The organism is Minwuia sp. (genome assembly GCF_048263705.1).
In the GTDB taxonomy this organism is placed as follows: Bacteria; Pseudomonadota; Alphaproteobacteria; order Minwuiales; family Minwuiaceae; genus Minwuia.
Map to the genome: position 1 here is coordinate 71,655 of NZ_JBLXDV010000007.1, position 12,836 is coordinate 84,490.

Sequence of the window (12,836 nt, forward strand, 5' to 3'; positions counted from 1 at the left end):
CCTGGGGCGGAAACAGTCTGAATGGAACCATTCAGACTGTTTTCAAGAATGGCAACTACCTGTGCGAGTAGCGTTATTTCGTTTTCATGGTGATTCCATGAATACGAAAAACGCTCTAGTGACCCCGGCGCAGATCGACGTCGGCCAGCGCGGGGAACGCACCGACGGGCACCAGATGGCTGACCAGACCGTGCGGCGGCCGCCAGACATGGATCAGACAGGCCGGTGGTTCGTCGACGATGCCCACGCCGTCGGCCCGCCCCACCTGCAGCGCGATCTGGTGGGACGTGCTGGGACAGGTCATGGCCAGCCGTCCCCCGAACAGCGTCGTCATCGGCCGGTGGATATGGCCGATCACCACGCGCTCAATCTGCGGATGCCGGTCGAGTATCCCTGCCAGTTCCTCGCGACCCGTCATCAGGCCGTGCGCATCCATCTGCACGACACCGCTGGCAAACGGCGGGTGATGCAGCGCCACGATGGTCGGGCGGTCGAATTGCTCGGAAAGTCGCGCGTCCAACCAGTCCAGACGCGATGTACACAGCGCGCCCTCGGTCTTGCCCGTTACCTGCGTGTCCAGCGCGATGATGCGCACACCCAGATTCTCGACCGTGTACTGAACGAAATCGTCCGTGCCGAGATAGGCGTGATCGGGGAACGCCTCCCGCAGGTTCTGCCGGTGATCGTGATTGCCCATCATCAGATAGAACGGCATGTCCAGCCGCGTCAGGATCGACCGCAGCCGCTGATACTGGCTGGGCTGGAAATGATCCACCAGATCGCCGGTCGCCAGCACCGCGTCGGGCTGCGGCTGCAGCCGGTTGATCCAGTCCACTGCCGTCGCAAGCCGGTCCGCCTGATGCAGCAGATCGTCGGAGGGCGTGTCCGGATCGGCCACATGCATGTCGCTGATCTGGACGATGATGGTCAATGCTCAGGCCTCGTCCACGACGGACAGCATGTCCGGGATGGTCAGGAACTTGCGGCGCGGTGCGCCCTCCTTGGCGCGAGCGATCTCCGCCGCATCGATCGCCGACCAGTCGTCGTAGGTCGTGACCCGGATGGCCCGATCGATCAGCAGCGCATCCAGACCCGCGCCACCCGGCTTGCCCGCGCCGCCCTTCATGTCTTCCAGCACCCGCGCGGCCACATCCTGCGCGTCAGGGCGGTTCGTGCCGATGGTGCCGGTCGGTCCCCGCTTGGCCCAGCCGACACAGTACAGCCCCTGGTCGACACGCCCGTCGATGTTCACGACGACTCCGCCTTCCATGGGCAGCCCCTCGACCTCGCGGCTGACATAGCCGATGCAGCCGATCACCAGCTGGCAGGGGATATCAAACATCTCGCCGGTGCCGATCGCGCGGTTGTCGACCAGCCGCGTGCGCTCCACCCGGACACCGGTGACCCGATCGTCGCCCAGGATTTCAACGGGGCGGCAGAAAAATTCGAAATGCACGGTCTTCGCCGCGCTGCCCGAAACGTTCGGCCTGAAGCTCTTCAGCACTTCCAGCACCGGCTTGCGCGACCGGGCTTCCTTGGGATCCATGTCTTCGGGCAGGGCCTCCGGAATCTGCGCGTCATGAACGACCGAGATGCCCTGTTCCAGTTCCCCCATCTCCCGCATTTCGGCGATGGAGAAACTGGCCTGAACCGGGCCGCGCCGCCCCAGGATGTAGACATCCTTCACGCCGGAACCATAGATCGCCTCGCCCGCATGATCGGCGATATCGGATGCCTTCATTTCGTTCTCGGTGCGCACCAGCAGCCGCGCACAGTCCAGCGCGACGTTCCCGTTGCCGATCACAACGGCCGCATCAATGTCCAGGTCCGGCGCCAGATCGGTGAAGTCGGGATGCCCATTGTACCAGCCGACGAAAGCGAAGGAGCCGTACACCCCTTCCTTGTCCTCTCCCGGCAGGCCTATCGGGCGGTCGCCCTCGGCACCGAACGCGATGATCACCGCATCGTAGAGGTCGCGCAGTTCCGCGACGCTGACGTCCGTGCCCATGGTGACATTGCCGATATAGCGGACATTCTCGCGCGCGGCGGTCTGGTCGTATTTCTTGGTGACCTTCTTGGTGGTCTGGTGATCGGGCGCGACGCCCGAGCGGATCAGCCCGTGCGGCGTCGGCAGGCGATCGATCAGATCGACTTGAACGCCTTCTTCCTTTGCCAGCGCCTCGGCAGCATAGAACCCGGCGGGCCCGGCCCCGATGATGGCTACCTGCAATGTCATGTTCTGTGTCCTCCCTCACGCGCTCGCCCTGCCCTCCCCAGGTCAGCCGGCGAGCCCTCCGAACCGATGGTAGTAGGCCGCGCCGGGCTTGGGTAGCCGCCCGTTACGTGTTTCGAGCAGATTGCGGGCATGGGCCGTGGCCTGCACATGAACCGCACGGTAGATATCGCGCGCCAGCGCCCGCGCCGCCGTACCCGACTGACCGGGCGGCAGCAGCGTCTGCGGCAGCATCGGATCGCGCAGCGTGATCCGGCGGAATTCGTGGATCAGCAACGTGCGCACGATGAAGGCGTCCCCGTCGCACAGCTGGTTTGCACCGTCCCGCAGGGGTTCGAAAAGGCCGATGAAGCTGTGGTAGGCCTGATCGATGGCACCGTGATCCCAGGCGCGCGCCACCAGCCCGTGCAGGGGTGCCATCGTCAGCGCCCCATCGGACCGGAACGCCGCAACATGCTCCGACACGCCCAGATCGCTCAGAATCTCGCGAACACTGTCGGAGGCTCCGTCGGGACGGACATAGACCCCCGCCGCCGGACTGCCGAACCCCAGCAGAAACAGCTCACGCGAGAGCCGGTCGCGGATCGCGTGCGTCTCGGGTCCGGCGATCAGCGTCAGCCAGGTGCCGTCCCAGTCGGGGGCCGCCGACCGGTAGATCCGCGCGTCGGCCGCGACCGTGAGATGCTGCCCCGCAGGCGCGAGTTCGTAGTAGCTGCGCCGACCGGACTGCGTGCTCTGCAGCCAGCCATCCTTCTGCAGCCGGAAGACCGCCGTGCGCACGACTCGCTCGTTCAGCCCGAAATGCTGCGCCAGCCGGATCAGGCTGCCCAGCCAGATGGCGGCGCCGGTGGGCGCGATCGTGTCGCCCCAGATCGTGACGATCAGCGAAGGTGCACGGAAATCGACATTCTGCAGCAACGTGCCGACCGAATCTGATTTGGGGAGCAATGTCATCAACCTGCAAGCTTATCGGCTTCGGCGGCGCTTTCAACGTCATCGCCCGGATGGTAGTACAAAACAGGCGTTCATTGAGGAGACGATACATGGCCCGCGCATTTGCATCGACCGAGGTCGACGAGGAAAAGGAAGTCAGCTTCGAACAGCTGACCGAGAACACCTGGGTCTATGTCGAGGAAGGCGATCCCACCTCCGGGGTCATCATCGGAGACGACGGTGTCATGGTGATCGACACGCGCTCGACCCCCGTGGCAGCCGAGGACCTGATCGACCGCATCCGCAAGGTCACCGACAAGCCCTTCAAGTATGTCGTCCTGACCCATTACCATGCCGTGCGCGTTCTGGGCGCCGCGGCCTACGGGGCGGAACACATCATCTGCTCGGAACCGACCCACGACCTGATCCGGGAGCGCGGACAGCAGGACTATGATTCCGAGGCCGGCCGGTTTCCGCGCCTGTTCCGTGGCATCGACAGCATCCCGGGCCTGACATGGCCGACGATCACCTTCAAGGAGCGCATGACGGTGATGATGGGCGATCTGGAGGTGCAGATCATCCACCCCGGTCGCGGCCACACCAAGGGCGACACCATCGTCTGGCTGCCCGGGCAGAAGGTATTGTTCTCGGGCGACCTGGTGGAGAACGGAGCGACCCCCTACACGGGCGACGCCTACCTGCGCGACTGGCCTGCCACGCTTGAGAAGCTGCGTGCGCTGGAACCGGAATACCTGATCCCGGGCCGCGGGCCGGCGATGAAGACCGCCGCAGACTGCGAGAAGGCTATGGCGGGGACCGAGAGCTTCGTCCGTGCGCTGTACGAGGGGGCCGCCGGCGGCGTGTCCGAAGACCAGTCGCTGAAGGAAGTCTACGATTCCGTCGTGCCGCGGCTGGAGGAAAAATACGGCCAGTGGTCCATCTTCGACCATTGCATGCCCTTCGACATCACCCGCGCGTACGACGAGGCGTCGGGCATCGAACACCCGCGCATCTGGACCGCCGAACGCGATATCGAGATGTGGAAGGAACTGGAAGGCGCCAAGTAGGACCTGGCGCCAGGTTCAACCGTCCACCCGGTACTTCGCCAGCACATCCGGATCGGGCTCGAAACCGATGCCGGGCCGGTCGGGCACGGCGATCCCGCCATCGACGGGATGCGGGATCGACGGGTCGATGAAGGCCTCCGGCTGGATCCAGAAATATTCGAACAGGCCGGCGTTGGCCTTCGCCGCCATCAGCTGCACCGTCGCCCAGTAGCCCGGTCCGAAATAGGGCGAGTGGGGCATCACGGTCTTGCCCTGCTCGGCGGCTGCATCGCAGATCGCCGCCGCCTCGGTCACGCCGCCGACCTTGATCACCGACGGCTGCACGTAATCGATCTTCGGGATGGTGCGGCGGAACTCGGTCAGGGTGCAGGCATTCTCCCCCGACGCGATCGAGACCCCGTAGCGATCCTGCAGCGCGCCGAGCGTTTCGGCATCGTCGGGCGGAAACACGGGCTCTTCCACCCAGTACAGGCCCAGCCGCTGCATCTCGGGCATCATCCGGTGCGCCTCGTCCAGCGACCAGTTGCAGTTCACGTCGGTCGTGACCCGCACGTCCCCGCCCGAGGCCTGCACCCCGGCTTCGATGCAGTCCAGTGCGATCTCGTGCAGCTTCACGTTCCGGTAGCCGCGCGCCACCACATCGGCGGCAAACTCGGCGACCTGCCCGGGATCGCCATAACGCACCAGGCTGGCGTAGGCCGGGATCGACCGGCGCGGCGCGTCGGACAGCAGGTTCGCCAGCGAGACGCCCCTCTGTTTCGCGGCGATGTCCCAGAGCGCCGTATCGACCGCCGAGATCGCGAAGATGGTGATGCCGTAACGTCCGTGAAGGTGCAGGCGTTTCTGCAGCAGATGGTTGAAGGCGGCGATGTCGTCGATCTCGGCCCCGATCACGTGCGGCAGCACCATGTCGCGCAGCACGGCGATGGTCGCGTTCACGCAATGATAGGCGAAGCCGTCGCCCCAGCCGACGACGCCCTCCTCGGTCGTGAGCTTCAGCAGCGCCACGTCCAGATGCGTCCATTGCTGTGGCATCAGGCCGACACCGGAACTGCCGTCGGTGAATGGAATCGACAGTTGGATGATTTCGGCATCACGGATTTTCATGGTCGGCCCTCCCCGGCCCGTCAGGCGGCGCGCAGCTTCGCCATCAGTTCCGGCATCTGCTCGCCTGCCGCCGACAGGTCGACATTCACCCGGTCCAGTTCGCCGCCGAAGCGGGCGATGATCTGATCGGTGACCTGCGCGGGCGTGCCGACGATGGCGAAGGCGTCGAAGACATCATCGGTGATCAGTCCGGCCATCTCGTCCCACTTGCCCGCCTTGGACATCAGGTTCAGTTCCGGTTGCAGATCGCCCCAGCCGTGATGGTCGAACACCACCTTGTAGGCGGGGGTCGAGCCATAGAAGCTGATGCGCTTCTTCAGTTTGAAGCGGGCCTTTTCAAGCTCGGCATCGTTCATCGCCGTCGCCGCCATGACCGGCAGGCTGAATTCGAAGTCGCCCCGCGCGCGGCCATTCTCCTCCAGCGTCTTCGTCACCGTCGGCACGGTCACATCGCGGAAATACTCAGCGGTGGTGAAGGCGTGCAGCAGGATACCATCCGCAACCTCTGCCGCCGTCCGGGTCATCAGCGGTCCGACCGCGGCCAGATGGATCTTCGGTGCGCCGAATTCGGTATTTTCCGGTGTGAACATCGGCGTCATCAGCGTGTGGGTGTAATGCTCGCCATGGAAATCCAGCCGTTCGCCATCGTACCAGCAGGCCCAGATCGCGCGGATCGCCTCGATCATTTCCTTCATGCGTGCGGCAGGCGCGGACCAGGGCATCGAGAACCGCTTGGTGATGTGCGGCTTGATCTGGCTGCCGAGCCCCAGAATGAACCGTCCCTTCGAATAGGCGTTCAGGTCGTGGGCCTGAATGGCCAGGGTCATCGGATTGCGGGCAAAAGCGACCGCGATGGCCGTGGCCAGTTCGACACGTTCGGTATGCTCCGCCGCCAGCACCAGCGCCAGGAACGGATCGTTCGCCAGTTCCGCCGTCGCGACACCATCGTGGCCCGCCGCCTCGGCGGCACGCACCTCATCAGGCACCGTGTGCAGTGCGTTCCGGACTGTCGCGTCGATTTTCATGGCAATATGTCTCCCTTTGAGGGTTTGCACGACGGTCGTCGCAGACTCCGACTGTCACCCCCGCTTCATGCGGGGGGCCAATGGCGGAGCACACCGGGCCAAGCCGGTTGTTCTCCGGGCACATGCCCCCGGACAAGCCGGGGGTGACGGTCAGGGCGTCTTGTCGATGCCGATGCGCGTCACTTATGCCCCGGCTTCCTGCGCCTTTTTCCAGGCGGACCGTGCCTGAAGACGTTCGGTATAGGCCTTCACGTTCGGCGTCCCATCCAGTCCACCGCCCAGACGACCGGACACGATGCAGGCATGGCCGCACATGATGTCCGCCCCCGAGAAGTCTCCGGCGATGAACTCGCGCCCTTCCATGTGTTTCTCGACCGCACCCAGCATGTGGCCCAGCATCTTGGTGGCGCGCTTCACGTTTTCCTCGTTGCGGCGCTCCGGCGGCAGGAAGAAGGTCTCGACCATGATCGTGTTGACCGGCGGCATCAGCATGCCTTCGGCATAATGCAGCCATTGCAGATAGGCCGGGAAATGTTCGGACTCCGGTGCGGGGCGCATCTTTCCGCCGCCGTGTTTCGTGACCAGATATTCGACAATCGCACCGGATTCGAAAATGGAGACATCGCCGTCTTCCAGCAGCGGCACACGGCTCATCGGATGCTTGGCGCGATATTCCGGCGACTTGAAGGCCTTGTCGCCCAGCTTCATGACCTCCAGGTCGTAGTCCAGCCCCAGTTCCTCCAGCAGCCAGACAATGCGGACCGAGCGTGAATTCGGTGCGTGATAGAGTTTCATGTGTTCCTCCCCAGGAAACGAATTTCAGAACCGCATGATATTGATGCGGTCGATGTTGGTCACCGTGCCCGTGTGCCCGATGAAATCTTCCCGTGTCATCTGGTGCAGCAGGTCGGCGTCGTCCACCGCATGGGCGATGAATCGCGGGGCCATGGCATCGGCACCATCGCCCAGCCGCCCCATGATGAAGCCCGCGCGCGGTGCGCCATCGCGATCGAAGACCACCGTATAGGTCTCGACCACGGCATCGCCCTCCGCAACCTTCACCACCGGCGGCACCGGCAGCGCATCCAGTTCCGCCTGATAGGTCGCCGGATCTTCGCGCGCCCATCCGGCACCATCGTGGCCCGGACTGGGGTCTGTCGAATAGATGCCCGCGGCATGTTTGGTCAGGAAACCGCCGTTCGCCGTGACCATGCCCTTCGATCCCGGCGTGGCGCGGACCTTGTCGACCATGCAGGCGATGGAGTTCATGACAAAATTGTTCCCCGCCCCGCCGTGATAGGGCAGCCCGCCCGTCACCGACAGCGGGCGCGCGTCATCTTCCGGGATACCCAGTTCGTCGCGCGCGATGGCGACGGCGCTGGGGAAGCAGGAATAGAGGTCGAACAAATCGATCGCGCTCTGATCGACGCCGGCCATGCCCAGCGCCTTCTGGCCCATCACCCGGATAGCCGGGCAGGTCGCATAATCGCCCCGCTCCGACACCATCACCGGCTCGTTGGCGTCGGCACAGCCATGCAGATAGACCCACCTGTCTTCCGGCACGCCCATCTCGCGCGCACCTGCCACTGACGTCATCAGGATCGCCGCCGACTGGTCCACGTGATTGAAGGCGTTCATCAGCTTGGTATAGGGCCAGCCGACCATGCGGTTGTCGGGGGTGGGCGTTGCGATCTCTTCCGCCGTGCGCGGGATCGGAAACCAGGCACCGGGTGTCTCGGCAGCGACCTCGGACAGGTGCGCGAACAGACGCCCCATCGCCATCTGGTGATCCGCAATCGAGCGTCCCAGACGATGGCGGTAGGCGTTCTCGAACATCGGATAGACGTGCGCCGGTGCCCAGATGCCGTGCGCGCGTTCATAGCCACTGGCCATCTGCAGCGGCTCGGCAATCATGGTGGGATCGCTGTCTGGCGCTTCCGCCCAGTCGATGGGACGGTCCGCCTTCTTCAGACGCCGGACCGAATCCTTCGCCTCGGCCCCGGCCAGCAGCACGAACCGGGTTTCCCCACGCGCGATCTTCTCTGCAGTGCGGTTGACCAGATATTGCGGGCCGTTGCCACCGTCCGGCATCAGCCCTGTCGCGGCCTTCGCCGCCCCCAGCCGCAATGCCAGCGAAGCGGGCGAATTCGGCGTCGATTCCCTGAATGCCTTCACCACCAGGATCTCGTCCAGATCGGCGGTCTTCGAACGATCCAGCCCGGCGTCGTCGAAAGCACGCTCGGCCGCCCACTGCATCAGGCCGATCTGACCCGGCAAATCGTCCAGATCGCGCCCCTTGTCGGTCACCTGGCCCACGCCGATGAGTACCGGTGTCAGGTCATTGGTCATGCCTGGCATCCCCTTTCGACTTCAAAAACCCTCCCCCTGCGAAGGGGGAGGTGGTCGCGAAGCGATCGGAGGGGGTCGATGGCTCGAAGACAGATGTCCGGCTCATCACGCAATCTGTCCGCAGCCAACCCCCACCCTGTCCCTCCCCCTTCGAAGGGGGAGGGGAAATCGTGCAGATCATCACCGGGCCTTCTCCGCTTCTCTCTTGGCCCAGCGATAGTCCGGTTTGCCGTTGGCGAAGCGGCCGACCTCATCGACGAACAGGAACGCCTTGGGCAGCTTGTAGCGGGCGATGTGTTTCGCCGCCTCGGCCAGCAGGCTCGCGCGATCCTCGGCATGGCCGTCGCGCAACTGGATCATGGCCACGACCTCGTTGCCCCAGCGCTCGGACGGGCGTCCGGCGACCAGCACGTCGGCGACCGAAGGGTGCGGCTTCAGCGCTTCCTCGACTTCCTCTGCGAAGATCTTTTCCCCGCCTGAATTGATGGTCACCGACTCCCGCCCGAAGAACTCGATCCCGCCGTCGGCCAGCAGCTTCACCTTGTCCCCGCCGATGGCGTAGCGCACGCCGTCGATGACCGGAAAAGTCTCCTTCGTCTTGGCTTCGTCGGCATAGTAGCCATAAGGGACGACCCCCCGCTTGGCGAGCCAGCCGACCTCGCCCGAACCGGGTTCCAGAATTCGGGTGCGGTCTTCCGAGACGCCGATGGCGTCCTGCACAATCGCGAAATCGCCGGACTTCGCATTGCCCTTCGCGCCGGTGTGCTGCATCGCCTGCACGCCGGTCTCGGACGAACCCAGTGAGTCCAGGATGGTCAGCTTCGGCATGTGCCGGATCAGGCCCGCCTTCACACCCTTCGACATGATCGCGCCGGTGTTGGTCATGTAGCGGACAGACGACACGTCATAGTCGCCGCGTTCCAGTTCGTCGATCAGCGGCCGCCCGAAGGCGTCTCCGATGGACAGCATCAGGCTGGGCCGGTGTTCCTGTATGCGGGTGAGAACATCCTTCGCATCGAACCGGTCGGTCACCGACTGGATCAGCAGCGTGTTGCCCTCGTTCAGCGCCCGGATCGACAGATAGGTGCCCGCCCCGTGCATGAAGGGCGGCGGCGGAAAGATGGTGTGGCTCTTCAGATGGGCCGCCCGGTCGACCAGTTCGTCCATGTCCCGGATGCGGTCGGTGCCGTTGTAGAAACCGCCCATCTGGCTGAGATAGGCATCCTCCTGACGCCAGAGCACGCCCTTGGGCATCCCCGTCGTGCCGCCGGTGTAGAGGATGAACAGATCGTCCGGCGAATGATCCAGATCGGGCATCGTGTCGGACGCGTCGGCGATGACCTGTTCGTAGTCGAACGCGCCGTCCATCAGCGGCACGCCGGAGCCATCATCGACCTGGATGAACAGCCGGAGCGTCGGCACCTGCTTGCGGATCTCGGCAATCACCGGTGCGAACTGCGCGTGATAGATCACGGCCTTCGCGTCGGCATCGTTCAGCAGATATTCCAGTTCCTCGCGGACATAGCGGTAATTGACGTTGAACTGCGCCGCCCGCGCCTTCCACGTCGCCAGCATGGATTCCACATATTCCGGGCAGTTGAACATGTAGAGCGCGACATGGTCCTGCCCGGACTGCCAGTTCTCCAGCCCGTCGCGTTCCCGGTGCATCGTGATGTCGTGGGACAGCAGGAAATTGGCCATCCGTCGCGTGCGCTCGGCCACCTGCGCATAGGTCAGCCGCCGGTCGCGATGGATGATCGCGGTCCGGTCCGGTATCGCCGCGCTGACGGCTTCGTTGATGAGGGCGAGATTGAACATTACGGAACAGGCGGGCTGGGGATGGCTGGGTCGGCCAGCCCGCCGACCTGCCAGTCTCCTTCCGAATCGGGGTCACACACTGTGTCTGCTCTTTCGCATTTGAGGTTCGAGCGAGTGGCCAGCATGATGCTGGTCAATTCCTGCGATGCCCGAGCCGCCCACTTGGCCAGCCCATCCATCCCCAAGTGGGCGGTTTCCCGACTCACTCAAACAACCCCGCCATCCGCTCATGGGCAGCGATGAAGTCTTCCTTGAAGGTCTGCACCACCTGGCCTGCGCCCAGCGGTTCGTTCATCAGGCCGACACCCTGCCCCACGAAATACGAGGCAAGCCGCTTCGCGCCTTCATGACCGCCCTCGGCCATGCGGGTGACGCGGCCCATGACCGGTTCGGTGACGATGGACTGGTACGGCATGGGCAGGGGCACCGGGGCGCCTTCCGCTTCCCAGGCGTCGGTCCAGGCCGAGCGCAGCTGCCGCGAATATTTGCCCGTCCGCGCCTTGGATCGCACCGTATCCCGGCTGCTCGCGGCCAGCATCTTTTCCTTCACCACCGGCGAGGTCTCCGCCTCCGCCGTGGTCAGCCAGACGGAGCCGGTCCATGCGCCGTCCGCGCCCATGGCCATGCAGGCCGCCATCTGCTCGCCGGTGACGATGCCGCCCGCAGCCAGGATCGGCACCGGGTTGTCGGGGCGGATTTCCCGCACCGCGCGCGCGATTTCCGGCACCAGCACCAGGGTCGAGACGTCGCCGCAGTGCCCGCCAGCCTCGCCGCCCGCGACCACCAGAATATCCACATCGGCGTGCACCTGCTTGATGGCGTGTTCCCGCGCACCGACCAGGGCCGCGACCGGCACGCCTTCCTTCTTCGCGCGTTCGGTCATGTAAGCGGGCGGCGTGCCCAGCGCATTGGCGATCAGTTTGATCGGGTGCTGGAAACAGACATCCAGCAACGACAGCGCGCCGTCGTCGGCCATGTTGTCGCCCAGCCGGGTGCCGCGCTTCATGCGCTCGTCGGTGACGATCTCATCGGGGTCGATATCGTGCTTGCGCAGCAGGTCCTTCACGAAGTCCTTGTGCGCGTCCGGCACCTTCGAGACATTGCTGCCGGGCTTCGATTTCTCGCCCTTGGTCGCGAACTTCGTCGGCACGATCAGATCGACGCCATAGGGCCGGCCACCGATGTGATCGTCGATCCATTGCAGCTCGACCTTCAGCTTTTCCGCCGACATGCCCGCCGCGCCGAGAACGCCCATGCCCCCGGCCTTGGAAACCTCGACCACGACATCGCGGCAATGGGTGAAGGCGACCAGCGGGAACTCGATTCCCAGCATGGTGCAGATCGGTGATTTCATGGTCCGGCTCCTCCCCGAGCTGTCCGAGCGCCAACAATCCGGGATCGCGGGCGACGCGGCAAGCCCTTCATGTGCAAGTCTCCGTTGAAAGGGATGCGGGCTTCGCGCCAGTATGGTGCCCAGCCACCGTTGGGAGGAATATCGAATGGCCGTCGTCGAGACCGAGAAGCGCGAGCACGTCTTCATCATCACCCTGAACCGCCCCGAGGCGCGCAATGCCATCAATGGCGACGTGGCCGAGGGCATCGAAGCCGCCATCGACGCGTTCGAGGCCGATGACGATCTCTGGGTCGGGATCATCGCCTCGTCGGGCAAGGTGTTCTGTGCCGGTGCGGATCTGAAAGCGATCTCCTCAGGCGACGCCGGGCGGCTGTCGACCAAGCGCGGCGGCTTTGCGGGCATAGTGAAGCGCGAGCGTACGAAACCCCTGATCGCGGCGGTGAACGGCGCGGCGGTCGCGGGCGGCTGTGAGATCGTGCTGGCCTCCGACATGGTGGTCGCGGCGGAGGAAGCCGTTTTCGGCGTGCCGGAAGTCAAGCGCTCGCTGGTGCCCGCGGCGGGCGGCCTGTTCCGCCTGCCCCGCGCGGTCGGCCCGGCGGTCGGCATGGAACTGATGCTGACCGGCGACCCGATCACCGCACAGCGCGCCCATGATCTGGGACTGGTGAACTATGTCGTGGCCCAGGCCGACCTGATGGACAAGGCGCTGGAACTGGCGGGACGCATCACCGCCAACGCACCGCTGGCCGTGCAGCGCGCCATGCAGATCACCAAACGCGCGATGGTGGATTCGGACGAGGAACTCTGGAAGGCCAGCACGGACGCCATGCGCTATCTCGGCGGCACCGAGGACTTCAAGGAAGGCCCCAGGGCCTTCATCGAGAAGCGCGCGCCGGTCTGGAAGGCGAAGTGAAGCGTCTGCATGTCGTCACTCCCGTCTTGCGCGGCAA

11 protein-coding genes are annotated in these 12,836 nt (G+C 64.8%); 2 read left to right on the forward strand and 9 right to left on the reverse strand.

Annotated elements, in window-relative coordinates; genetic code table 11:
- Nucleotides 1–115: 115 nt before the first annotated feature.
- Genes ACN0X7_RS11630 through paaX form a run of 3 tightly spaced genes read right to left on the reverse strand, consistent with a single transcriptional unit; the run spans nucleotide 116 to nucleotide 3,187 of the window.
- Nucleotides 116–931, reverse strand: coding sequence for a phosphodiesterase (locus tag ACN0X7_RS11630; RefSeq protein ID WP_417517362.1), 816 nt, complete (start codon nucleotides 929–931; stop codon nucleotides 116–118).
- Between the two features lie 3 nt (nucleotides 932–934).
- Nucleotides 935–2,236, reverse strand: a complete 1,302-nt coding sequence (locus tag ACN0X7_RS11635; protein WP_417517364.1) for an FAD-dependent oxidoreductase — start codon at nucleotides 2,234–2,236, stop codon at nucleotides 935–937.
- Nucleotides 2,237–2,278: 42 nt separating this feature from the next.
- Nucleotides 2,279–3,187: a phenylacetic acid degradation operon negative regulatory protein PaaX gene (gene paaX, locus ACN0X7_RS11640; protein ID WP_417517366.1), complete on the reverse strand. Its 909-nt coding sequence runs from the start codon at nucleotides 3,185–3,187 to the stop codon at nucleotides 2,279–2,281.
- An 89-nt stretch (nucleotides 3,188–3,276) separates the two neighbouring features.
- On the opposite strand from paaX, the gene ACN0X7_RS11645 reads away from it, so the two are divergent.
- The gene (locus ACN0X7_RS11645; protein WP_417517368.1) at nucleotides 3,277–4,233 is read left to right on the forward strand and encodes an MBL fold metallo-hydrolase; all 957 of its coding nucleotides are present in this window, start codon (nucleotides 3,277–3,279) and stop codon (nucleotides 4,231–4,233) included.
- Between the two features lie 15 nt (nucleotides 4,234–4,248).
- Here ACN0X7_RS11645 and ACN0X7_RS11650 read toward each other — a convergent pair whose 3' ends face one another.
- From ACN0X7_RS11650 to ACN0X7_RS11675, 6 genes are all read right to left on the reverse strand, one after another.
- Nucleotides 4,249–5,340 carry a mandelate racemase/muconate lactonizing enzyme family protein gene (locus ACN0X7_RS11650; RefSeq protein ID WP_417517370.1) on the reverse strand — a complete coding sequence of 364 codons (1,092 nt, stop codon included), beginning with the start codon at nucleotides 5,338–5,340 and terminating at the stop codon, nucleotides 4,249–4,251.
- Between the two features lie 20 nt (nucleotides 5,341–5,360).
- Nucleotides 5,361–6,365 carry a TIGR03617 family F420-dependent LLM class oxidoreductase gene (locus tag ACN0X7_RS11655; protein ID WP_417517372.1) on the reverse strand — a complete coding sequence of 335 codons (1,005 nt, stop codon included), beginning with the start codon at nucleotides 6,363–6,365 and terminating at the stop codon, nucleotides 5,361–5,363.
- Nucleotides 6,366–6,548: 183 nt separating this feature from the next.
- Nucleotides 6,549–7,160, reverse strand: coding sequence for a glutathione S-transferase family protein (locus ACN0X7_RS11660; protein WP_417517374.1), 612 nt, complete (start codon nucleotides 7,158–7,160; stop codon nucleotides 6,549–6,551).
- A gap of 24 nt (nucleotides 7,161–7,184) precedes the next feature.
- Nucleotides 7,185–8,714 carry an acetyl-CoA acetyltransferase gene (locus ACN0X7_RS11665; RefSeq protein ID WP_417517376.1) on the reverse strand — a complete coding sequence of 510 codons (1,530 nt, stop codon included), beginning with the start codon at nucleotides 8,712–8,714 and terminating at the stop codon, nucleotides 7,185–7,187.
- Between the two features lie 180 nt (nucleotides 8,715–8,894).
- The gene (locus tag ACN0X7_RS11670) at nucleotides 8,895–10,532 is read right to left on the reverse strand and encodes an acyl-CoA synthetase (protein ID WP_417517378.1); all 1,638 of its coding nucleotides are present in this window, start codon (nucleotides 10,530–10,532) and stop codon (nucleotides 8,895–8,897) included.
- A gap of 202 nt (nucleotides 10,533–10,734) precedes the next feature.
- Nucleotides 10,735–11,886, reverse strand: a complete 1,152-nt coding sequence (locus ACN0X7_RS11675; RefSeq protein WP_417517380.1) for a nitronate monooxygenase — start codon at nucleotides 11,884–11,886, stop codon at nucleotides 10,735–10,737.
- Between the two features lie 145 nt (nucleotides 11,887–12,031).
- On the opposite strand from ACN0X7_RS11675, the gene ACN0X7_RS11680 reads away from it, so the two are divergent.
- Nucleotides 12,032–12,799 (forward strand): crotonase/enoyl-CoA hydratase family protein, encoded by a 768-nt coding sequence (locus ACN0X7_RS11680; RefSeq protein ID WP_417517382.1) that lies wholly within the window; start codon nucleotides 12,032–12,034, stop codon nucleotides 12,797–12,799.
- The last annotated feature ends 37 nt before the right edge of the window (nucleotides 12,800–12,836 follow it).